Genomic DNA, 22,458 nt, shown 5'->3' with positions numbered 1-22,458 from the left:
CAAGGTCAAACCACATTGCAGCATTCCCCTACGCTTCATAAAAGACAAGCACAACCGCCACAATTACGCTCGCAGGCAGAGAATTCACAGGCGCTCAGCAGGACTTATTCCCGCGCCAATTGCATAGGCCTTTTTGCATAGTCTGCGAACCGACAGCGAGATGAGAGCGAAAAGAATTCGCAAGATTGCTGCACGCTATAACTCGCCCATGAAAACGAAGGACTCCCCCAGCACACCGTGGCGCACGTACGTGGCACCCGATATGCAGGGGGAGCTACAAGCTTAGCTACTACTTCTCACCCAACAGGGCGTCGACGAAGCCTTCAACCTCGAATGGCGCGAGATCATCGGCGCCTTCGCCCAAGCCCACAAGCTTGACTGGTACGCCCAATTCTTCTTGTACCTGGAAGACGATTCCGCCCTTGGCAGTGCCGTCCAGCTTGGTGAGAACCACACCGGTAATATCTACTACCTCGCGGAAGATTCGTGCCTGCGTAAGGCCGTTCTGCCCCACCGTGGCATCCAATACCAGCAGGACCTCGTCCACATCGGTCTTCTTCTCCACCACGCGCTTGACCTTGCCCAGCTGGTCCATCAAGTCCGTGGAGGTATGGAGTCGGCCTGCGGTGTCGACCAAGACCACATCTACTTGCTGTTCCACGCCGGTTGCTACCGCATCGAAGGCTACAGATGCTGGGTCGGCACCTTCCTTGCCGCGCACGGTATCGGCGCCAACGCGGCGACCCCACGTCTCAAGCTGATCAGCAGCCGCAGCACGGAAAGTATCGGCAGCACCCAAAAGGACCTTGTGGCCCATGGCTACCAGCACGCGAGCAAGCTTGCCAGTGGTTGTGGTTTTACCGGTGCCATTGACACCGACGACCATTACGATTGCTGGCTTGCCCTCATTCGGCATGGCCTTAATGGAGCGATCCATCTCTGGGTGGCCTGCTTCAATCAGGCATTCGCGCAGCATGGCACGGGCCTCATCCTCGCTGGAGACGCCGCGCTCAGCGATCTTCTCGCGCAGGGAATCAGTCACCTTCATCGTGGACTTGGTGCCCAAATCCGCCATGATGAGCGTGTCTTCGACTTCCTCCCAGGCGTCTTCATCCAGATCGCCTGCGGACAAAATTCCCATAAGCCCTTGGCCGATGGCATTTTGCGAGCGCGAAAGGCGACCACGCAAGCGGCCGAGACGTCCACCGGCGGGTGCAATATCATCCTGCGGAGCTGGCGCTGGAGCAGGCTCACCTGTTGGAGCTTCGGTCTGTTCCTTGGCGGCTTCGGCTGCACCGGTTTGTGCCTCGGCAGCGGCCGCAGCTTCTTCGGCCTCCTCACGGTCATCGACCCGCTCTTCGATGTCTTCCGCATCATTGTCTTCAACAACCTCGTCGAAGACTGGGGACTCCTCTTCTACCTCGGCATTCTCCACGGAGACAACGTCTTCTGGATCTTCTGCCTTTTCAGCAGTTACCGGCTCCTCCGGCTTGGGTGCAGCTTCTGGCTCCTCGGCCGTTTCCGGGGCACGGTCCGCGTGTGATTCTTCGCTTTCCGACGCCCCAGCTGCCGCACCCGCTACTCCTGCCGCGCCAGCAGCCGCCGCCGCGGCCGCAGCGCCAGTTCCCTTGGACTGTGGTTTGTCTGCCTTATCAGCGGAAGATTCTGCCGCTTGCTTCTTCTCCTCCGCTGGCGCTTTGACCTCGGCGGGCTTAGTAGGCTCTGCCGGTTTGTCGGTTTTCGCCGTCTGAGCCTGCTGAGGTGCCGGTTTGGTTTCTGGTTCCTCTGCCACAGGCTTGCCTGCCACAGGCTCGTCGGCCACGGGCTTGTTTGCCGCAGCATCAGTCGTGGACTGAGCAGACTGTGGCTTATCAGCCTGCTCCTGCGGTTTAGCCTGCGCCTTCGGCTTCTCCTTCGACTGTGGGGTCTTGCCGCTGAGCTGCTCGTTGGCGATGTCGGTAGCATTCGGCTCTGCCTTAGCGGCCTTCTGCGGCTGAGCCTGCTTTTCTGGGGCTGGCTTGTTCGCAGCGGGTTTATCCGCCTGAACCGGGGCTTTCTGCGCTTCCTTAGCGCCGCCAGCAGGAGCGAAGTTAAAGCCGGACTTGGCTTGATAGTTGCCGGACTTTTGCTCCTGGGTCAGCTGCTTCGGTTCTTCCTCAGCAGGCTTATCAAAGGACACCTTCTTGGCGTCGCCGCGCTTTTTGCCGATTACCACGAGAAGAATAATCAGCACGATGACGACGATCGCAATGCCGATCCATAACCATAAAGAATTCATGCCTCTATAGTGCCAGTCTTCTCAGCTCGCGGCACGCCAAACCCCCTCCTATAGCGGAAGGAAGTCTGCGGGAAGTCGACGAGCCCAGGCTACTTCCCCGCCTCGTCACCACGGGGAGCATCTACGCCCAAGCGAGTGGCATCCTCGCTGGCTTGCTCCGTTCCAGGGGCGCTGCCTGCGGGATTCATGCGCTGCGAAATCACGCGAGTAACACCATCGCCGCGCATGGTTACGCCATAGAGGACGTTGGCGACATCCATCGTCGGCTTTTGGTGCGTAATCACGATTAGCTGCGAGTCTTTACGCAGCTCCTCAAAGAGGGCAATGAGGCGGCGCAGGTTGACGTCATCAAGCGCTGCCTCAACCTCGTCCATGACATAGAACGGGCTGGGGCGGGCGCGGAAGATAGCTACCAGCATCGCAAGGGCAGTAAGCGACTTCTCGCCACCAGATAGCAAGGACAGGCGCTTGACCTTCTTTCCCGGTGGGCGCGCTTCCACCTCGATGCCGGTGGTGAGCATGTCCTCTGGCTCTGTGAGAATGAGGCGTCCCTCGCCACCGGGGAAAAGGGTCTGGAAAACCTTTGGAAATTCTGCCTCGACGTCGTGCCACGCATCGGTAAAAAGCTGCAAGATCTGCGCGTCTACGTCTTCGATAACACCCGCAAGATCCTTGCGGGCTTGGATGACATCCTCCAACTGAGTGGACAGGAAGGAATAGCGCTCCTCCAAAGCCTTGTATTCCTCCAACGCGAGCGGGTTGACCTTGCCTAGTGAATTGAGGTCCTTTTCCGCTTGCTTCAGGCGCGCGTTTTCCGCCCCGCGGTCGAAATCTTCGCCTGGAGTGTAGTCCTGCAAGAGATCCGAAATCGCAATGCCCAGCTGTTCCACGATCTTGGCTTCTGCTTCGTCCACGCGCACCTGGGCCTGGGAGCGAGCAATTTCCGAGTCATGGGCGCGGTTGGTCAGCCGGTCCAGCTGCTGCCGCGCAGCCGAGACGTGTTGCTTGACCTGCTGCAGCTGTGAGTTTAAGGAGGTGCGCTGCGCAAAGTAGTCATCACGCTCAGAGGTAGCGCGCTCGAGCAGCTGCGTGGCACGCGCGGCCAGATCGCGTGAATGCTTGGCTACCGCACCAGCCAACTCGCCCTGGGCCTTGCGCCGCGCCATGGCTTGCTCATGGCGGGCCTTGGCTTGGCGTTCATGCTGCGCTTGGCGACGCAACGCCTCCCCCTTCCCGGCTACCTGACCCACGTGGTCTTGGGCCGAGCGGGCTGCCACCTGCGCCTCCATTTCCATGGACTTGACCTGCTCTAATGCTGCGGAGGCCTCGTCGCGTTCTACCGAAGAGGGCTCGTCGGGCTGCTCGTCCGCATCGACGCGGGCGAGCCTATCGCGGGCGTCGGCAAGCTGCGTGCGAGCCTCGGTGAGCTTGACCTCGATCTCGGTTGCCCGCGCCGCGGCCTTCTCGTGCTCGTTCTTATTGGCCTCGTACTGCTTGAGCAGGCGCTGGTGATCGCGTTTCCACGCATCAACTTCGGTATCGTGCTCGCGCAAGGCAGCCTTCGCCGAGGCTGCAGTCACGCGGGCATCCTCCGCCGCGATCTTCGCGCCCTCGAGCGTGCCGGATAGTTCTTCCAGCTCCTGCGTGGCGGATTCCAGCTGCTCCTCTGCCTCCGCGATGCGGGCGGAAACCTCGACCGTGGATGAGGCACCGGTGCCTACTTCTACCCAACCTTCACCCAACACCACGCCGGATTCGGTGACGGCACGCAAGCGGGGGTCCTCGGCCACCAACTTTTTCGCCTCCGCGACATCGGAGACGAGCACGACATCCGCAAGGAGGCGGTGCAGCGCAGCGGATACCTCGGGGACCACCGCAATATGGTCGAGCAACCACGAGGTGCCTGCGGGCAAAGTCGCATCCACGCGCCAGGAAGTGGCGGGGGCGGCAACGGAGACGTCGATAAGCGCGGAGCGTGTTCCCTTTTCTAAGTCTGCAATCAGCTGGGCAGAAATCTCGCCGGCCTGGGCCTCTGCAAAAGCACCCAACGCGGCAGCTACCGCGGTCTCGTACTTGGTAGTAATGAACTCGGCCAACGGTTGGAAATGCTCGCCTACCTCAATCTTTTCCGGCGCGGTCTGGGCCAAGGTATCGATGCGGGAACGCAAGGTATAGACAGCGCGCTCACGCTCGCGCTGCTCATCGCGAAGCTGCTCCAAACGCTTATCGGCCGCACCCGATTCACTGGCCGCCCGCACATGGGCTTCCTCGAGCGGCTCACGCTCGCCGGCCAAAGACTGCAACCTATCTGCAACCTCATCGGCCTCCGCCTGGGCAGCTTGGGTGCGCTGCTTGGTAGAAGTCAGGGTCTCTTCCTGGCGCGCCAGCTCCTCTTCTGCCGAAGTAACCTGGCCTGCCGCTTTTTCCTCTGCGGCGATGAGGCGGACGACGCCCTCGCGCCTATCCGCAATGGCACGCAGCTGCGCCATGTGCTCGCGCTCAGCGGCCTCGAATGCTTCACGGCGCTCTGCTACCTCTTCGCGGATAGCCTCCAGGCGTTCCGCAGCTTCCTCCGACGCGGCGAGAAGCTCTGCATGTTCTTCGTCCGCGCGGGCAGCCCGTGCCTCTAGGTCATCCGGATCCTGGCCGGAATAGGCCACCTGCGCGCCGGCATTGGCCGCTCGTTCCTCCGCAATGCGCTGGGTCGCGGAAATACGCTCGGACAGCGTGGACAGGTCGAACCACAGCTTTTGGGCAGCATCCGCTTTGGGGTTTACCTCCTCTAGCTGGGCTTCCACTTCTAACTGAGAACCCGTTGCTTCTTCCAGCTGCGCGGTAACTTCTTCTACCTGCTCGGCTAAGACCTCTGCCGCGCGCTCGGCCTCCTGGAACTTGCTGCGCAGGCGCACCACCCTATCTCCTGCCAGCCGCAGGCGGGCGTCGCGCAGATCAGCCTGCACAGTGGCGGCGCGCTGCGCGGCCTCAGCCTGGCGGGCCAAAGGCTTGAGCTGTTTTCCCAACTCATCAGTAAGGTCCTGCAGGCGATCCAAATTGGCCTGCATGCCGGTGAGCTTGCGCTGCGCTTTTTCCTTGCGGCGGCGGTGCTTGAGTACACCCGCGGCTTCTTCGATATACGAGCGCCGATCCTCAGGCCGCGATTCTAGGATCTCAGAAAGCTTGCCCTGGCCGACGATAATGTGCATCTCGCGGCCAATACCGGAATCAGATAGCAGCTCCTGAATATCCATCAGGCGCGCTTTGGAGCCATTGATTTCGTATTCGCTGGCACCATCACGGAACATGCGGCGGGTGACCGACACTTCCGAGTATTCGATCGGCAGCGCACCGTCCGCATTATCGATGGTGAGGGTGACCTCGGCGCGCCCCAGAGCCTTGCGGTCGCCGGCGCCGGCAAAGATGACATCTTGCATCTTTCCGCCGCGCAGCGTCTTGGCGCTTCCCTCACCCATTACCCAGGCCAGAGCGTCCACCACATTGGACTTGCCGGAGCCATTCGGCCCGACGACGGCGCAAATTCCTGGCTCGAATTTCAGAGACGTCGCCGACGCGAATGATTTGAAGCCTTTCAGCGTCAGCGATTTCAGGTGCATTTGGGTAAGTTTAGCAAGCCTTGAACGCAGCTGCCCAGCCGAGCCTCGGGGTTCGCTCGACCCGGCTTGTGCTGCGAGTTAACGTTCGATGAAACCAGATTCGCCCTTAGGGGCAGCCCATTGTTCGACAACCAAGTCCACCGTTCCCGGGCGGCGGGTCGTACTCGGCTGCTCATTGAGGAGTCCCAGCAATTCCTCGCATTTCTCCCGCGGACCTTCTGCTACCACCTGCACCCGGCCATCTCTCAGATTGGTGGCATGCCCGCTCAAACCGAGCTCCAAGGCCCGGGAGCGCGTCCACCAACGAAAGCCCACTCCTTGGACGTGCCCATGGACAAAAGCGGTCATTCTCTCCAGTGCCATGCGGCCTCCCAAACTTCTAATAGCGGTCGTGGTGTCCCTTATCGCGCAACACGCGGCGATCCTCCTCGCTGCGGCGAGTGACAGGATCCGATCCGTCCCAGCACTCTACGCCCTTCAGTTCCGGCATCATATCGCGGTGGAATACCGGGTCAATGCCGTGGCTGCGCTGTTCGTTGTAATTCTTGAGCAGCTTAATCGCCACACCGGATAGCGGCACGATGGCGATGATATTGAGGATCACCATGGTTGCCGCACCGGTATCGGCCAACGCAAAGACCAGCGGCAGGGAGCCCACTGCGCCAAACCAAACGAAGAAGAGAACGACGAGGCGGAAAATCACCAACGCAGGCTTGCTCTGGGTGAGGTATTCCAGGTTAGATTCCGCCAAGTAGTAATTGCCCAGGATGGAGGAGAAAGCCAGGAAGAAGAGGATGAAGCTAACGAAGTGGATGCCCCAGTCGCCCACCTCAGAAGACAGTGCCGCCTGAGTCAAGGAGACGCCTTCTGCTTCGGCGCCGTAGGCAATCTCTGGTCCCAGCAGGATGATAAAGGCGGTGATGGTACACACCACCAAAGTGTCAAAGTACACGCCGAGGGTTTGAACCAAACCCTGCTTGACCGGGTGGGACACTGCCGCGGTAGCGGCTGCGTTCGGAGCAGAGCCCTCACCAGCTTCGTTGGAGAACAGTCCGCGCTGAATACCCTTCATCATGGCCGCACCAAGACCGGCGCCAGCGATTTCCTTTATACCCAGAGCGTGGCCGACAATATCGCCAACCATTCCCGGCACCTTGTCAAAGTTCGTGATGACTACAAAACCGCCGACAAGCAGGTAGGCCACCGCCATAAAAGGCACGATGATCTGGGTGATATTGGCAATGCGGTTAACACCGCCAAAGATGATGAGGCCTGCAACCACGGCGATAACAACACCGATGATGGCACGGAACATGGTGTCATCGCGGTCAAAAGAGAAGGACACCGCATCCGCGATGGCGTTGGTCTGGAAGGCGTTGTAGACCAAACCAAAGGTAAAAGCGATAGCGATGGAGAAAAGAACGCCAAGCGGGCCCCAGCCCAAACCGCGCTTCATGTAGTACGCAGGGCCACCACGGTAACCATCACCATCGCGTACCTTCCACAGCTGCGCCAGGGTGGATTCGATGAATGCAGTTGCACCACCAAGGATGGCGATGAGCCACATCCAAAAGACAGCACCTGGGCCGCCCACGGAAATGGCCACGGCCACTCCGGCCACGTTGCCAGTGCCGACGCGGGAGGCGGCCGAAATAGTGAAGGCCTTAAAAGCAGAGATACCCCCATAGTCCTCGTCCTCATCGCGACCTTCCCCCTTGGGTCGCTCGACGACGGCGCGGAACATATCTGGCACCATGCGCACCTGCACCAAAGCGGTACGGATGCCGAAGAATAGGCCCGCAGCGATGAGCAGCCAGGGCAGAATCCACGACCATACGCCGTCATTAAATGTCGTTACGACATTTTCAAGAAAATCCATGCAGAATAATTTACTGCCTTGAGGTTCACAACGTGAACCCCATGCGCCATAACTTATTGGCAATGGGGGCAGAAATGGGTGGAACGCCCTGAAATTACGCAGCGCTCCAAGGGCGTACCACACCGCTGACAGGGCTGGCCAGCCCGCCCATACGCGGCCAGGGACCGCGAGAAGTATCCCGATTCACCATTCACGTTGACGTACAAGGAATCGAAGCTCGTGCCACCCACTTTTAGGGCGGCGGCCATGACCTCTTGGGCCGCTTCAAGCAGAGCTACGGCATCCTTTTGCCGCAACGTCGATGCCCTTTTGCGGGGCGGAATCTGTGCCGCCCACAGGGATTCATCGGCATAGATATTGCCGATTCCAGAAGCCAAGGTTTGATCCAATAGTGCAGTCTTTACTGCAGTCTTCTTGGCCCGCAAGCGCCGTGCGGTTGCCACAATGTCGAAGTCTGGTTCCAACGGGTCAATGCCAATGTGCGAGATCTTCGCCCACGGTGCATAGAGCCAATAGCCAAAGGTGCGCTGGTCTACAAAGCTAAGCTCTACCCCACCGCTTAGCTGAGCGCTAATGCGCAGATGCGGCGAATCGGTCGTGCCGATTCGAACTTGGCCCGACATGCCCAAGTGGATGAAGAGGACGTCGCGGTGGGGATCCATGGAATCTTCGCCCACAAATTCCAGCCACATGAACTTTCCCCGCCGAGCCACAGCGGCGACCTCTTTACCGATAAGAAGACCGGAGAGTGGCTCATCTTGGCCACGGTTGGCACGCGGGTGCAGGACTTGCACAGACTCAAAAGTCCGCCCCACCACGTGGGGCTCAAGACCCCGGCGGACGGACTCGACTTCCGGCAGTTCCGGCATGCTTAGCCTTCTTTATGCGCAGTGCCCTGCACCAAGAGAGGAGTCTCACGCAAAGTCTGGCACGCCTCTTGAGCTGCTTGCTGCTCGGCCAGCTTCTTATTGTGTCCCACTCCATTGCCCACGGTCAGACCAGCGACGGTAGCTACCGCGTTAAAGGTCTGGTCATGTTCTGGGCCGGTGGAGGTAGCCGAGTAGACCGGCATCGGTGCCTTAAGCTCGGCACACAGCTCCTGCAAAGTGGTCTTCCAATCCAGATGGCGGCCACTCACGGTCGCATTGTCGATCTTTTCTGCAAATAGGCGCAGGATGACATCTCGCGCAGTTTCGAATCCATGCTCGCGGTAGATAGCGCCAAAGATTGCCTCGGTGGTATCGGCAAGGATGGAATCCTTATCGCGTCCACCAGTGGACTGCTCGCCCTTGCCCAGCAAAATGTGCGGGCCGAGGTTTATCTCACGAGCGATATCCGATAGGCCATAGCGCGAGACGATCGAGGCACGCATCTTGGAAATATCCGATTCCGGACGAGAAGGATAAGTGATGTATAGCTGGGAGGCCACCGACAGGCCCAGCACCGCATCGCCCAAAAACTCTAAGCGCTCGTTATTAGGCAAATGCCCATTCTCATTGGCAAAAGAGCGGTGAGTAAGCGCTAGGCGCAGGTGTTCTGGCTGCAAATCCACGCCAAGCGATTCCAACAATGGGGTGTGGTCTACGGCAGCAAACTCGGCTGCCAGCGCTTCTTCCCCGGTTAGCTTCTTTTTGCGGCTCATAGGAACTTCTCCAAACCAGCCCAGCGGGGATCGACCTTGTCTTCCTCTTCTTCGCCAGAGATACCGGTGGTCACACCTTCAGGCGTGTCAATCTCACAGCCATCTTCACATACCGGCGCAAAGGGAAGGTTGAGTCCTGCCTCATCGATCACGGCCTGCAAAAGGTTCAGCTCATCATCCTCGATCTCCGGAATCTCATCTCCGGAGCCTTCATCATCGGCTGCAGGATCATCGCCGGAGACGAAGGATTCATCGGCGGCAAAGACCTGCGTGACATGCAAGTCCAGCTCTGGGTGCAGTTCCTTCAAGCACCGGGAGCATTCCCCTGTCAGCCGTCCAGATACGTTGGCGTCCACCAAGACACCTGCACCAAGTGGGGTCAAGGTGGCGTCTACGGTAAGCTCTTCGCCCTTCGGAATGGCGATCATCTCGACGCCAATCCTCTCAGGTGCGGGGCCGGTCTGGGTGCGTTGCTCCGGCAGTGCGTCAGCGCCTTGGGCGTTCAACAATTCGCCCACATCGAACTTCAATGGTGATGTCATAACACTAGGTAGTCTACCTTGCCCCGCAAACTCCGCCTAGCGGCCAGCACAGGCAAACTTTCTGTCAAGAGTCTGTCGTTTAAAGTAAAAGGGCCTATGCCTTTCCGGATTAGCCTTTGCCCAAGCCAATGCCGTCTTTAGTGTGGAGGCATGACTTACCACTTGGCGCTAGCCTCCACGGATCCACGCAGCATCGCACTCGGATTCGCCGTGTTTAGCTGCCTTCCTGCCGCGGTATTAACCATTGCCGGCACGCTCGTGCACGCGACTCCACGGCCGGACCGTTCAGGAATCTATGGCGCTAGTGGGATTCGCCTCTTTACTGCACTCATCTGCAGCATCATTGCTGGTTTGATAGCTGGCACCATCCTGGTATTGCCCACTGGCATGGACCTTTCGGTGCTCACCGGCGCACTCATCTTTTCCCTAAGCGCAGGCGCCATTACCTGGTTTTCTCGGGAGACCATTCCCACGGCGCTTATTTCTGTAGGCACCATGCTGGTTGCCACAGGTGCGCTAGTGAGTATGTGCGCCGTGTGCTTTCCGCAGAACTTTAGTGATAGTTCTTTGACGTCACTGTCTTCCTATTTCTTTACCGCACTCGTTGCATTCCTTTTCCCTGGATTAGTGACCACAATCATTGCAGCATGTATGGCCGTCCAATCCGCCGCGCCTGCGCGTCTCACATCGAGGAAGGAAAGCAGCGCCACGTCCACACACACGCCGTTAACAGCTGCTCCCCATGCACCGAATACGGCAGTGCCCACCACACAGCCTCGCTCCCGCGCAACCTCCTGAACTGCCTGCGCTGGTAGGAAAACATAAAGGCTCTGGTGGGTGGGCAGACGGTGTACGACAAACCGTCTGCCCACCCACCAGAGCCTTTGGCCGTGCCTGATATAAGGGGCTAAACCACCCCTCACCCCTTAAGCTCCTTAGCCCGGGTGCCTCCGGGAAATGAAGCTTAAGGGCAGAAAGAATTTAAAGGTTTAGCGCTCGTTATAGCGACGCTCGTAGGCCTCGCCTTCTGCGTAGCGGGAGCCGCCCGCAACGCCGCCGGCACGTCCCGAGGGCTGGTAGTCGCCGCCGCGGGAACGGACCCCGGCACCGCCGCGCAGTGCAGAGCGGTCGGAGCTTACGGTGCGCAGCAGCCCATTGAGGGTGGTTTCAAATTCGCTTAGCTTGCCGTCTACAAACTCATCGCATTCACTGCGCAGACGGTTGGACTCAGTGTGGGCGGACTCCACGATGCGGTGTGCTTCCTCATCAGCGCGGCGCACAACTTCAGATTCCGAAACCATACGCTCTTGCTCGGCACGGCCTTCTGCCACGGAACGCTCATATTCATCGTTGGCCTGAGCGATGGTGCGGTCTGCTTCCGCGCGGGCCTGTTCCACCATGGACTGAGCGCGAGCTTCAGCATCAGCTACCAACTTGGCGGCATGCTGTTCTGCGTGGGAGACCGTGGCATCCGCCTCCTCGCGAGCATGGCCCACGATGTCATCAGCCTGCGCATTAGCGTCATTGATGGTCTGGTCCGCACGCTCTTCGGCGCCGTGCAGGATTTCATCCTGCTTATCCAAGACATCCTGCGCGTCATCAATCTCAACGGGCAGGGCGTTTCGGAGGTCGTCGAGAAGCGCGAGCATTTCATGGCGCGGAACCATGCAATTAGAGGTCATGGGGAGGCTATGGGCCTCTTCCAAGTGCTGGACTAGTTCATCTAGGGACTCAAAGACACGGTACATGCTGCGAATTTTACATGCCCTCACGTGCCAGACGTGGAGGCCACACACCGAGTGTGTACTGCGGATTTCCCCTCCAGTGCAAACAATCGCCTTCCACCCACCCACTCACACAATCTATGGCGCGTATTTACAGCACAAACTCCCCTTCTCCACTACACAAAGGCAGCACAGAAAGGGAGCTTGAAAGAAGAAGTGAGCAGCTAGATAACGCCCTGTGCCAACATGGCGTCCGCTACCTTCTTGAAGCCAGCAATATTTGCACCGGCAACGTAATCGCCTTCACGGTCATATTCCTTGGCCGTACTATCGATGTTTTTAAAGATATTGGACATGATCGCGTGGAGGCGATCATCGGTGTAATCAAACGACCAAGAGTCGCGGGATGCGTTTTGCTGCATTTCCAGCGCGGAGGTAGCAACGCCACCAGCGTTGGCTGCCTTGCCCGGCGCGAAGTTGATCTTGGATTCTTGGAAGACGTGGACCGCCTCTGGGGTAGACGGCATATTGGCACCTTCGGCTACGTAACGCACGCCGCCGTCAACGAGCTTCTTGGCAGAATCGCCATCGAGCTCATTTTGGGTGGCACACGGCAGAGCTACGTCTGCCTGCACTTCCCAGATATTTCCCCCCTTGTGGAATTCCACGCCGTTTCCAGCTTCTTCGGCGTAGGTGGAAATACGTTCACGGCGGGTTTCCTTGACGTCCTTGAGCAGCTCAATGTCCACGCCGTTAGGGGTGGTGATGTAGCCGGAGGAATCGGACATGGCCACTACAGTAGCGCCAAGCTCTTGGGCCTTGGCTGCGGCGTAGATGGCCACGTTGCCAGAACCGGAGACGATAACCTTGGCGCCGTCGAAAGACTCGCCGTGCGTCTTCATCATCTCATTGGTGAGGTAGACCGTGCCAAAGCCCGTGGCCTCAGTACGAACCAGGGAGCCACCCCAGGTCAATCCCTTGCCGGTGAGGACGCCGGATTCGTGCTGCGTGGTCAGTCGGCGGTACTGGCCAAAGAGGAAGCCGATCTCGCGGCCGCCGACGCCGATGTCACCGGCCGGCACGTCGCGGTATTCGCCAATATGGCGGTGCAGCTCCGTCATGAAGGACTGGCAAAAGCGCATGACCTCTACCTCGGACTTGCCCTTGGGATCAAAGTCAGAACCGCCCTTGCCGCCGCCGATGGGCAGGCCGGTCAGGGAGTTTTTGAAAATCTGCTCAAAGCCAAGGAACTTGATGATGCCCAGGTTGACCGAGGGGTGGAATCGCAGGCCACCCTTGTAGGGGCCGAGCGCGGAGTTGAACTGAACGCGGAAGCCGCGGTTGACCTGGATGTCGCCACTATCGTCGATCCATGGCACGCGGAAGATGAGCTGGCGTTCAGGCTCGCACAGGCGCTCCACCAGGCCGTAGTCCGCGTACTGCGGGTCTTTTTCTAGGACAATTTTCAGCGAATCCAGGACCTCAGAAACCGCTTGGTGGAATTCCGGTTCTCCCGCATTGCGCTTGAGCAATTTGTCGTAGTACTCAGAGATTTGGCTATCTACTGACATGGTGTGCATTCCATTCTGTGGGCTTGTAAGAACAGATACCAGTTTCCTATCAAACTACCGATAATGCAAGCAGGCTCGAGGCTTTAGGGAGACATACAACGCCTTTTACCAGCGACAATAAAGTTAAATATTTTCTGTAGACCGTTCGAATCTTAAGTCGCACCGTGTCCCAGCGCGGGCGGGCTTTATAATCACGGGCATGCATATTGTTGTCGCCCCAGACTCATTTAAAGGCACCGCCTCCGCGCCCGAGGCCGCAGCCAGCATTGCTATGGGGGTGCGCCAAGCGCTTCCCGACGCCACGGTGACCACCCTGCCCATGGCCGATGGCGGCGAGGGCACCGCTGCCGTCCTCGCGCAGGCAGCAGCGGCCGGCGGACAATCCGCCGAGACCATTACCCTGCCCACTACCGACGCCATTGGCCGCTTGACTCAGGCAAGCTATGTCCTCGCCGGAACCACTGCGTTCATTGACGTCGCCGCTGCCACCGGGCTGCCCGCTGTACAGGACAGCCTTGATCCGCTGCACGCCGATTCCTATGGCACCGGCGTCTTGATCGCGGACGCAGAAACCCGCGGTGCTACCTCGATCGTGCTGGGATTGGGCGGCACCGCCAGCATTGACGCCGGGATGGGCATCCTCACCGCACTCGGCGCCGCCGCGCACGACTCCCGCGACTATGCCCTACCCAAGGGCGGCGCTCCCCTAGTTCAGCTGGACCACATCGATACCGCGCAGCTCAATATCAAGGCGGGCATGCTCGACTTCACCTTGTTGGCAGATACCCGCGCTACCCCAGTGCAGGCGGCAACCATGTACGGCCCCCAAAAGGGAGCTAAAGGCGAACAAGTAGCGCTGCTGGCCGGCGCCATGCTCCAAGCATGCGCGGTTACCGGCACCGATGCAGATTCTGTATTCTATGGCGCCGCGGGTGGCCTTCCCATTGGCCTGTCCTGGCTCTCGCGCACCCTCTGGGGTGCAGACGAACACGTGCGCGTCCTGTCCGGCGGCACGCACGTGGCCGCTGCACTGGGCCTTCCGGAAAAGATCGCTTCGGCCGATCTCGTCATTACCGGCGAGGGCCGCTTTGATGAACAGTCTCTGACCGGCAAGGCAGTCGGAACCATCACGGATCTCGCCCGGCAAGCCGGAACTCCCGTGGGCATCATCGCCGGCTCCTTCGAGCATGACACCGACGCCTACTGCGTTCCCCTTAGCCAAGAAGGCTCGTTGGCCCAGCAGCTGGCGGCGGCCGCCGGGGACATCGTCAAGCAGCTCTAAGGCCGAATGGACAGCGACCACGGGAAGATTGCGGGCCGCTCATGCGCCAGCTCATCTTCAAGCAATACGTGGTCCTTGGGCAGGACTGCATGCGGGGTGAGAAGGCGCGAGAGCACCATGCCCAGCTGGTTAACCGAGCCACTCACGCCCGCCACCGCGATGTCATAGCGGTGCACGCTCGCGTCCGCAAGGTCGCGGTCCTCATGCTCGTCGCGATAATTTTGCCGCAGCTGCTCTTCCAAGCCCTCTGGAAACTGCGGCGCCTTGGGGCGGGTAACGTCAGCTGAGGAAAGCGAACCGCTCTCCACCAGCTTGTCGGTGGCGGTGGTAAAGATGTCCGCGACGCGCTCTGCTTGCGCGTTGGGAACCAAAACATCAAATTGAATAACCGGCATAGCGCCAACCCTACCCAATCCCTAAGGTGTGAAACCATGTCTGATTCTGCCCGCATCGCCCAGCTCGTCACTTCCCAAGAAGCCGATCTGGGGTGGCAGCAGGACTTTTATGAGGACCTGCACCGCCACCCCGAGCTTTCGCATGAAGAGGAGCGCACCGCCGGTCGCATCCGCGCCAAGCTCGCCGATTTTGACTGCGAGGTAGTAGAAAACATCGGCGGCTTTGGTATGGTCGCTATCTTCCGCAACGGCGATGGGCCTACCGCCCTGCTGCGCGCAGACTTCGATGGGTTGCCTGTCGAGGAAGCCACCGGCGTGTCCTATGCCGCCACTAATGGAAAGATGCACGCCTGCGGGCACGATATGCACACCACGGCGCTGCTGGGCGCTTGCGCGCTTCTCGACGCCTCCCGGAGCTCTTGGTCCGGCACTTTCCTCGCCCTTTTCCAACCGGCTGAAGAATCCTCCATGGGAGCAAAGGACATGTTGGCCGATAAACTCATCGAGCGCGTGCCGCGTCCCGATATTTGCCTTGGCCAACACATCATGCCCGGCCGAGCTGGCACTGTGCGCCACACCGCAGGCCCCATCATGGCCGGCTGCGATTCCCTGCGCATTCGCGTCTTTGGAAAGTCGGCCCATGCTTCCATGCCCCATAACTCCATCGACCCCACCTATATCGCGGCCATGATCGTCACCCGCCTCCAAGCTATCGTGGGCCGCGAAGTTGCCCCACACGAGTTCTTTGTCATCTCTGTAGGCGAGCTACACTCCGGCGATAAAAACAACATCATTCCCGAATCCGCCGAGCTCGTACTCAATACGCGCTACTACGATCCCGCACTCGCGGAAAAGATCTATGCCTCCCTCGAGCGCATGGTCAAGGCCGAGTGTGTGGCGTCCGGAAGCGAACAAGACCCAACCTTTGAGTACTACGCTCACGGCGAGGTCACCGATAACGACGCCACGGCCCACGCACCAGTGGCCGAGGTTTTCGATGCCGCCTTCGGCTCCAATTCGGTCATCGCCTCCCCTTCTACCGCCTCTGAGGACTTTTGCTATCTACCACAGGCATGGGGCGTACCTTATGTCTTCTGGCACATCGGCTGCACCCCGGAAAATGAGTTAGAAGATCCGCCTGTCAACCACCAGGCGACCTTCCTTCCGGACTACGCCCCGACCGTCTATGCCTCCACCCGGGCAGCATATGGTGCGGCATTGACCTACTTGGCAAAGCCCTAGGTACCCGGCGCGCCTTTCCCTATCCCCATTACGTTGTTAGCAGTTCCACCTCAGGGCGCCGAAGATTCATGGTCTGTCCCCCGATTGGGCGGGTTATGTTTATTTCCGTTCCCTCCGTCTGAAAGGACAGTGAAACTAGTCGTGTGATGTCTAGCGACTTTTTGGACAGGGAGTCCAGGATGTTTTTGGACGGGATGTCTAGTGGCTTTTGGACGTTTGCGGCGGTGGAATAGCTGGATGGCTATTCCATTGCATAAGCGTAGAAAGGTCGCAGATTTCGATCCCGTTCGTGACGGCAAGACGGTCACACAGTTTTGCAAAGAATTAGGAATCTCGCGGCAGACGTACCACAACATCAAAAGCCGGATAGCGCAGAAGGGTCGCGCAGGTATTGTGCCTGATTCGACTGCCCCGAAGAATCCGATTAAGAAATTTGACGAGGCCGATAAAATCGCAGTCGTCCACGCCAGGCAGGAGTTGATGGAGCAAGGCTTGGATTATGGGCCTTGGTCGATCTACTACTTCTTGGTTGACACTGTAGGCCCAGATTCCACACCGTCGCGTTCTACAATCGCCTCGTGGCTTCATGAGCTGGGATTTGTTGATGCCAATGCCCGCAAACGGCCACGCAGCTCCTATAAGCGCTTCGCCCGTGATCTCGTCGGTGAACTCTGGCAAATCGATGGACTGGTCTACCGCCTCTTTGACCATGCCCACACACATATCACGATTTACCAGATTATCGATGATGCCAGCAGATTCGATGTCGGAACCACAGCGTTCGCTCTGCCAGAAAACGGTACTGATGCCCGCGCCGCACTGGCCGCAGCGTTCGCCGCCTACGGCACTTAAGATGCCAGAGCCGCTTTCTTATTCCGACACCGCCGGATTTCCGCAGCTGCACATGAGCAGGGTCATCGACGCCGATTTCGATACCGCAGCCCACCGGCTCTTTCGCTGGGGCATCCAGCGCAGCGGCCTATTCCGCGTGAGCCCCACCCACCCAGTCGTACAAGAAGGCGCCGAGGTCACCATGGGCCTTGGCCCGTTCGATTTCCACTGCCGCGTGGTCGAGACCTTCACCGACGATGGCCGCTGCGGCTTTACCTACGGCACCTTGACCGGCCACGTCGAGCGCGGCGAGGAAACCTTCACCTTAGAGCGCCTGCGGGATGGGCGGACGCTGCTGCTTATCGATGCCGCCTCCAAGCCCTTCCTGCCCTTCTTGCGCCCGCTTGTCGATATCCCCCGCCGCATCCTTATCCGCCGGTTCTACCTGCACGCGCTGGACTAGCGCGGCAGCACAAAGGCCGCTGCCTCTCCCCCTACGGGAAAAGCAGCAGCCCAGACGTAGTTAACTACTTGCGCTTCTCGTCGAGGTTATCGCGAGCCTCGCGCACAACGTCTTTCACGCGGTTAAAGAAACCGCCCTTCTTGCCGGATCCGTCCTGGTATTCCTGCACCTTGTCTTCCAAGAAGTCCTCAGCGCGGTTGATGGCTTCTTCAACGACATTGCCGGCCTCGGTGACCTTGTCCTTCAGGTCATCGAATTCATCGCGTTCATCATCTGCCGCATCCTCTTCCGGCTGCTCCGGGGCGGTGCCGATGGTGTTCTTCTTCGGCCTCGCCCACGACGTGCTCTGAGGGCTCATAGTCCGCGTTGTCCTCATCCAGCTTTTCCTGCAGATCCGGCTGCTCGGACGCGGCGGCGACGTGTTCTTCCTCAGCACCAGCAACGACGTGGTTCTTCGGCTCGTAATCACTCTGGGTCACGGAATCATTCTGCTCATCCGCGTTCGCCGTTGCAGCGGCACCGGCAGCTACGGTTCCGGCTGCACCGGCCCCCGTTCCACCAGCTCCCGCTGCAGCAACCTTGCCGGATTCAATCTTGTTGCCCTCGGCATCAGTCGATGCCAGGTAAGTAAACTTCTCGCGGTCCACGTCTACTTCGTACCCAAGGGCGCGTGCAGTTTCTTCAGCCATTGCTTTGTACTCCTTAACTAGATCTATTCTTTCTCATCCTGGCGTTCCAGAAAGTTAAAGTGCGTGCACGGGGAACCGGAATTGGAAAACCGGAAGGCTCATTTGTGATTTCGGTGCTCCTCCCTTCAGTAAGAGATACGGCTGAGCCTCAGGCTGTCCAAAACAACCGCGTTTCGCCAAAAATCGGGCCAGAAAATGGACAAACGCGGTTACTTTATACGCTTTCCGCTCTTTACCACGATCATCTCGCCAAAATTAGCGTGCAATAAACACGCGTGCACTAGACACGCGTGCACTCCGCATGTATTCTGCCGGCATGGACACTCCAAGCAAACAAGTCGCCGACGCACTGGGACTACTTTCCCAGCGCAGCCTCCGCCGACGCATGTACGCCCACCTCACCCAGGGGCTCGGTGAAGAAATCAATGAATCCACGTATTTAGTACTCAGCGGCCTAGACCGCTGCGGTCCCTCCACTCCGAAAGAGCTCGCCACCGTTATCGGCCTGGACCGCTCGGTGGTATCCCGCCACGCCTCGGCCTTAGAAAAAGCCGGGCTCATCGCGCGCGCTACCGATCCCCGCGACGCGCGGTGGATACAACTGTCGCTAACCCCACTGGGCCAAGACAACGTCGCCGTGATGCGCTCGCGCCTGACCCAAAAATTGGAAGAGTTCCTCGCCCGCTGGCCGGAGCCCGCACAACAACAATTCGCGGAAATGCTCACCGACCTCACCAACGACGGACCGTTCGCCCACTAAACCACACACCACCATCACTCTCTCCATCATGACCACACCTCACCACGCCTTGTGAGCACACACTTCGAAGGGAACCCCTCATGCAGGAAGAAGAAAAACTCGACCCCCAGACTAGGCGGGTCGTCATCGCCCTAGTCTTCGGCTCAATTTTGCCGCTGCTAGATATCAGCATCGTCAACGTCGCCATTCATTCCATTGGCGAGGATTTCAACGCACCGATAGTTCTCGCCCAATGGGTCATTACCGGCTACGGGTTGGCCTCCACTATGGCCATTCCTCTCAGCGGCTGGGCAACGCGCCGCTTCGGCGCCAAAAATCTCTGGATTACCGCGCTGGCAGTCTTCACCATCGCTTCAATCCTGTGCGCGGTCTCTACACATATAGACATGCTCATCGCCTTCCGCATCCTGCAGGGATTCGCGGCAGGCTTCTCGGTAGCGGTGATGCAGACCCTCATCGTCACCAACGCTGGGAAGGATCAGGCCACGCGCGCCATTACCGCAATCGGCCTCCCTGCGGTCATTGCACCCGCGATTGCCCCATTACTGGGCGGGCTGCTTGTCGATGCCATCGGCTGGCGCGCCATCTTCCTCATCAACGTTCCCATCGGCATCGCAGCGATTGCGCTGGCTACCCACTACCTAGAACGGACTCCAGCAGACACAGCAGCCCAGCTGGACCGCACGGGATACCTCCTGCTCGCCCCGGGTTTGCTCGCAGTGGTCTATGGCTTTACCACCATCGGACATATGAACTCTTGGACAAGCATAATTGTCCTCGCCGCCGGAGCAGGGCTGATTGGCTACTTTGTCCTGCATGCGCTCCGGGCGCCGTCGCCGCTTATCGATGTCCGCCTATTCGCCCACCCCTCTTTTGCCTCAGCGTGGGCAACGCTGGCCATTGCGAGCACCGTGTTTTATGGCGGACTATTCCTCATTCCGCTGCATTATCAGGGCAACTACGCCTACACCGCATTGGATGCGGGACTTCTGCTGGCCCTACAAAGTGTGGGTGCGTATTTCAGCCGCTCGGCGTCGAAAAAGTTTATCGCTCGATGGGGTACGCGTAAGACCGTCTACATGTGCATTGCCGCCACTATTATCGGAACGCTACCTTTCGCCTTTCCCATCGGCCAGGCGACATGCTGGCTCATCCTTCAAGGCTGCGGGCTATTCGTGCGCGGCGGCGGCATCGGAGCCCTTACTGTGCTCACGATGTCCGCGACCTACCACGGCTTAACCAAAGATGAAGTCGTCCATGCCAGTGCTGCAGGCCGCATAGCGACCCAACTTGGCAGCGCACTCGGCGTATCCGTCTGCACGGTGCTGATGACCCTTACCCACGGGGTCGGATGGTCGACCTTCGCCTACTTCACCGTGTTCACCACGCTTATGGCGGCCACGGCCACCCGGCTCCCGCGCGGGACCGTGGTCCGGAAATAAATGGTAAAGCTCGAGGCGTTTGGCCCACCGAGGCTCCTCTTTAGGAATTCGCTTCTGCCTCCAGAACGAAAAGATGTTTACCCCAGCCAACAGCCGTGGCAGAAGAAATAAGACCGCCGCTATCAGCGACAACAGCGTTGACATCTTCCTGTGTCGGCACCTTGGTGCCGAACATGGAAAGCCTCACCAAGTCCTCTTCATAGGAATGCTCATCGCCGCCGGTTTCCTCCAGAACCTCGGAAAGGATATAAGCCCGATGGAACGCATCCCCGTGAGTGGCGCGGTCTAATTGGGCAGTCACCTCTGCGTTGCCAAAGATACTCCAGGGATCAATGAAGACTACATCAGTTGCCCACGCATAGTCCGCATCAGTGGGATTAAAGCCAGTTCCATCGCCACTCGTTTCGCACCGTTCACGAGAAGCTCCTGCGATTTCCCGTAGCACTGCTTCCGAGGAAGCATCGGTGATAACCCTGCTCTGGGCATGCTCACATCGCCGGAGAATTTCATCTGCATATACTGCACCTCCCTGGCCAATAATCAGAACGCTAGCGGTGTCATCCAGGTGCTGCTGCATCGTCTGTGCTGCGGACGGAGCAGTCCAGCCAGCGCTCATATTCTTTTGCTCAATGCGTTCGGCCGCGAGTTGCGGGTCACGGCATACATATTCTGACCACGGCAATCCCCTCTCGCCTTGAGGAGCCGCCTCACCGGTACGAAGGCTGTGTTCAAGACGCATCAGTGCCATCGCCTCAAGATGCGCAGGCCCGCTTAGCCAACGCACCACATTGGAGTCCGGGTCCGCCAGTTCCAGTCCCATTGCGGTCAGCGCGAGGGTGCGCTCGCGTACTTCGACGAGTTGAAGAGCCGCCAGGTAACGGATAAACCTCCGGAGCGCCTCCTCGTGCAGTTCTGTCGCAGCAGCAAGAGCAGGGACTGTAGTGGCACCCGCATCGATTTCTTGGAAGAGCCCTAAACGCACGGCAGTGCGGAGCGCAAAGGCTGAATTCAACTCAGCCAGATCATGGATATTGTGCAAAACACTATTGCTGCTGCTCGATGCGCTTTCTTTAGCGTCGCTCTGGCTGGTACGCCGCCAGTAGCCTGTGATTTCCCTATGCTCAGGGGAATTTCCGGAAGCTTTGAACAATCGCCGCAGTGTTTTCAGCCGGGACGCCTCCCCCGCCGCCCATACGTATGCTTCTCCAGTAGGCAATTGTGAATCAGCAGTCTCTTCAAAGAGCACACTAGTTTTTGCTACGAAGTCGTCGCCTTGGTCACGTATCGCCCAGTGGACGTGAACTGAATCTGGAATGTCTAAGTCTTGAATATCAGCACTCATCGGAACCTCTATCACCGCAATCGCATCATGCCCAGACGGGAGCGACTCGAGGCAGCGGCCGATTGCTGGGAGCGCAGTCTCGTCTCCGGCCAAGAAAAGCCAATCGGTATGCGTGGGTAACTGTGCACACGACTTTGGACCTGCCACAAAAATAGCGTCACCGATCCGGACATTCTGTGACCAGTTTTCGGCCAAGCCCTCGCCATGGCGAGCGAAATCAATTGCTAACCGCCCGTTAACAGCGTCAAAGTAGCGAACCGTGTATGTGCGGAAGAGATTTTTAACAGTTTCTGGCCACAGGAGGTTGCCATCTTTTTGGGCGATTGGGTGCGGCCGTTCCCCAGTTTCCGGATCCGGGAAGATGAGCCGAACGTCGTCGTCAAAACCATGGCTTATCAGCGAAGGAACGGAAATACCATCGTGTTCGTGCTCCTGGAGCTGCTCCCCGCTAAGCGTAATACGCCGCACGGATGGCGATATATCTTCGATATCTTCCACGTATAATTCCCGGTAAGAAATTGGATAGATTTCCCTGCTCCGACTGTTCCTTGGCATATTTGAGACCATTCCCCTCTCGGTCTAGATGGCTTTTAATTCACTTTGTTCGATGGCCTATTTTCTTATTAAGTTTTGCCGATACTGTGCACGCCTCTCCCAGCCCTAAGCATTTTCCGGCCCACCTACGCACCTTTTAGTGCAGTCATCGTGCTGCGCCGGTGAGCGAAGATGCGGAAAGACTGACGCTGGTTTTCCGTGCCGGAAAGG

Annotated in this window: 19 protein-coding genes and 1 pseudogene; 7 read left to right on the top strand and 13 right to left on the bottom strand. The window is 58.8% G+C overall.

Annotated elements, in window-relative coordinates:
- Positions 1-289: 289 nt before the first annotated feature.
- The 7 genes from ftsY to MHK00_RS00445 all read right to left on the bottom strand — a co-directional run bounded on the left by ftsY (position 290) and on the right by MHK00_RS00445 (position 9,952).
- The gene (gene ftsY, locus MHK00_RS00475; RefSeq protein WP_250410014.1) at positions 290-2,278 is read right to left on the bottom strand and encodes a signal recognition particle-docking protein FtsY; all 1,989 of its coding nucleotides are present in this window, start codon (positions 2,276-2,278) and stop codon (positions 290-292) included.
- Positions 2,279-2,367: 89 nt separating this feature from the next.
- Positions 2,368-5,889 carry a chromosome segregation protein SMC gene (smc, locus tag MHK00_RS00470; RefSeq protein WP_250410013.1) on the bottom strand — a complete coding sequence of 1,174 codons (3,522 nt, stop codon included), beginning with the start codon at positions 5,887-5,889 and terminating at the stop codon, positions 2,368-2,370.
- A gap of 78 nt (positions 5,890-5,967) precedes the next feature.
- Positions 5,968-6,252 carry an acylphosphatase gene (locus tag MHK00_RS00465; protein WP_005325281.1) on the bottom strand — a complete coding sequence of 95 codons (285 nt, stop codon included), beginning with the start codon at positions 6,250-6,252 and terminating at the stop codon, positions 5,968-5,970.
- 16 nt (positions 6,253-6,268) lie between these two features.
- Positions 6,269-7,768 carry an alanine/glycine:cation symporter family protein gene (locus tag MHK00_RS00460; RefSeq protein WP_005325282.1) on the bottom strand — a complete coding sequence of 500 codons (1,500 nt, stop codon included), beginning with the start codon at positions 7,766-7,768 and terminating at the stop codon, positions 6,269-6,271.
- Positions 7,769-7,821: 53 nt separating this feature from the next.
- Entirely contained in the window at positions 7,822-8,637 is an 816-nt protein-coding gene (mutM, locus tag MHK00_RS00455; RefSeq protein WP_005325283.1) for a bifunctional DNA-formamidopyrimidine glycosylase/DNA-(apurinic or apyrimidinic site) lyase, read from the bottom strand.
- A 2-nt stretch (positions 8,638-8,639) separates the two neighbouring features.
- Complete coding sequence (gene rnc, locus MHK00_RS00450) at positions 8,640-9,410, bottom strand: ribonuclease III (RefSeq protein WP_005328787.1); 771 nt, start codon at positions 9,408-9,410, stop codon at positions 8,640-8,642.
- A complete protein-coding gene (locus tag MHK00_RS00445; protein WP_005328789.1) occupies positions 9,407-9,952 on the bottom strand; it encodes a YceD family protein in 546 nt (181 codons plus the stop codon). Before MHK00_RS00445 ends, rnc begins: the two co-directional genes overlap by 4 nt.
- 150 nt (positions 9,953-10,102) lie before the next feature.
- On the opposite strand from MHK00_RS00445, the gene MHK00_RS00440 reads away from it, so the two are divergent.
- Complete coding sequence (locus MHK00_RS00440; protein WP_005328791.1) at positions 10,103-10,750, top strand: hypothetical protein; 648 nt, start codon at positions 10,103-10,105, stop codon at positions 10,748-10,750.
- A 191-nt stretch (positions 10,751-10,941) separates the two neighbouring features.
- Here MHK00_RS00440 and MHK00_RS00435 read toward each other — a convergent pair whose 3' ends face one another.
- Together MHK00_RS00435 and gdhA are read right to left on the bottom strand one after the other, a co-directional pair.
- The gene (locus MHK00_RS00435) at positions 10,942-11,700 is read right to left on the bottom strand and encodes a DivIVA domain-containing protein (RefSeq protein WP_005328793.1); all 759 of its coding nucleotides are present in this window, start codon (positions 11,698-11,700) and stop codon (positions 10,942-10,944) included.
- 200 nt (positions 11,701-11,900) lie between these two features.
- The gene (gene gdhA / locus MHK00_RS00430) at positions 11,901-13,247 is read right to left on the bottom strand and encodes an NADP-specific glutamate dehydrogenase (protein WP_040425289.1); all 1,347 of its coding nucleotides are present in this window, start codon (positions 13,245-13,247) and stop codon (positions 11,901-11,903) included.
- A gap of 199 nt (positions 13,248-13,446) precedes the next feature.
- On the opposite strand from gdhA, the gene MHK00_RS00425 reads away from it, so the two are divergent.
- Entirely contained in the window at positions 13,447-14,529 is a 1,083-nt protein-coding gene (locus MHK00_RS00425) for a glycerate kinase (RefSeq protein WP_250410012.1), read from the top strand.
- Here MHK00_RS00425 and MHK00_RS00420 read toward each other — a convergent pair.
- Positions 14,526-14,924 carry a hypothetical protein gene (locus MHK00_RS00420; RefSeq protein WP_250410011.1) on the bottom strand — a complete coding sequence of 133 codons (399 nt, stop codon included), beginning with the start codon at positions 14,922-14,924 and terminating at the stop codon, positions 14,526-14,528. The two genes, MHK00_RS00425 and MHK00_RS00420, sit on opposite strands and share 4 nt — an antisense overlap.
- 36 nt (positions 14,925-14,960) lie before the next feature.
- On the opposite strand from MHK00_RS00420, the gene MHK00_RS00415 reads away from it, so the two are divergent.
- The 3 genes and pseudogenes from MHK00_RS00415 to MHK00_RS00400 all read left to right on the top strand — a co-directional run bounded on the left by MHK00_RS00415 (position 14,961) and on the right by MHK00_RS00400 (position 17,460).
- Positions 14,961-16,166, top strand: a complete 1,206-nt coding sequence (locus MHK00_RS00415; protein ID WP_250410010.1) for an amidohydrolase — start codon at positions 14,961-14,963, stop codon at positions 16,164-16,166.
- Between the two features lie 237 nt (positions 16,167-16,403).
- Positions 16,404-17,012, top strand: a pseudogene (locus MHK00_RS00405) (transposase family protein); the annotation flags it as partial.
- A 7-nt stretch (positions 17,013-17,019) separates the two neighbouring features.
- Positions 17,020-17,460 (top strand): DUF1990 family protein, encoded by a 441-nt coding sequence (locus MHK00_RS00400; protein WP_250410009.1) that lies wholly within the window; start codon positions 17,020-17,022, stop codon positions 17,458-17,460.
- Between the two features lie 64 nt (positions 17,461-17,524).
- Here MHK00_RS00400 and MHK00_RS00395 read toward each other — a convergent pair whose 3' ends face one another.
- Together MHK00_RS00395 and MHK00_RS00390 are read right to left on the bottom strand one after the other, a co-directional pair.
- Positions 17,525-17,818, bottom strand: coding sequence for a hypothetical protein (locus MHK00_RS00395; RefSeq protein WP_250408709.1), 294 nt, complete (start codon positions 17,816-17,818; stop codon positions 17,525-17,527).
- Positions 17,730-18,149 carry a hypothetical protein gene (locus MHK00_RS00390; protein ID WP_250408707.1) on the bottom strand — a complete coding sequence of 140 codons (420 nt, stop codon included), beginning with the start codon at positions 18,147-18,149 and terminating at the stop codon, positions 17,730-17,732. The genes MHK00_RS00395 and MHK00_RS00390 overlap by 89 nt, the downstream gene beginning before the upstream one ends.
- Before the next feature lie 316 nt (positions 18,150-18,465).
- On the opposite strand from MHK00_RS00390, the gene MHK00_RS00385 reads away from it, so the two are divergent.
- A complete protein-coding gene (locus MHK00_RS00385; RefSeq protein WP_158522254.1) occupies positions 18,466-18,909 on the top strand; it encodes a MarR family winged helix-turn-helix transcriptional regulator in 444 nt (147 codons plus the stop codon).
- Between the two features lie 80 nt (positions 18,910-18,989).
- Positions 18,990-20,351: a DHA2 family efflux MFS transporter permease subunit gene (locus MHK00_RS00380; protein WP_250408705.1), complete on the top strand. Its 1,362-nt coding sequence runs from the start codon at positions 18,990-18,992 to the stop codon at positions 20,349-20,351.
- Between the two features lie 40 nt (positions 20,352-20,391).
- On the opposite strand, the gene MHK00_RS00375 is transcribed toward MHK00_RS00380, so the two are convergent.
- Positions 20,392-22,191: a siderophore-interacting protein gene (locus MHK00_RS00375; RefSeq protein WP_250408704.1), complete on the bottom strand. Its 1,800-nt coding sequence runs from the start codon at positions 22,189-22,191 to the stop codon at positions 20,392-20,394.
- Positions 22,192-22,458: the final 267 nt, after the last annotated feature.

The organism is Corynebacterium tuberculostearicum, from assembly GCF_022347385.1.
Classification (GTDB): Bacteria; Actinomycetota; Actinomycetes; order Mycobacteriales; family Mycobacteriaceae; genus Corynebacterium; species Corynebacterium tuberculostearicum_M.
Note: the sequence above shows the minus strand (reverse complement) of the source record. Positions and strands in the feature narration are given on the sequence as shown.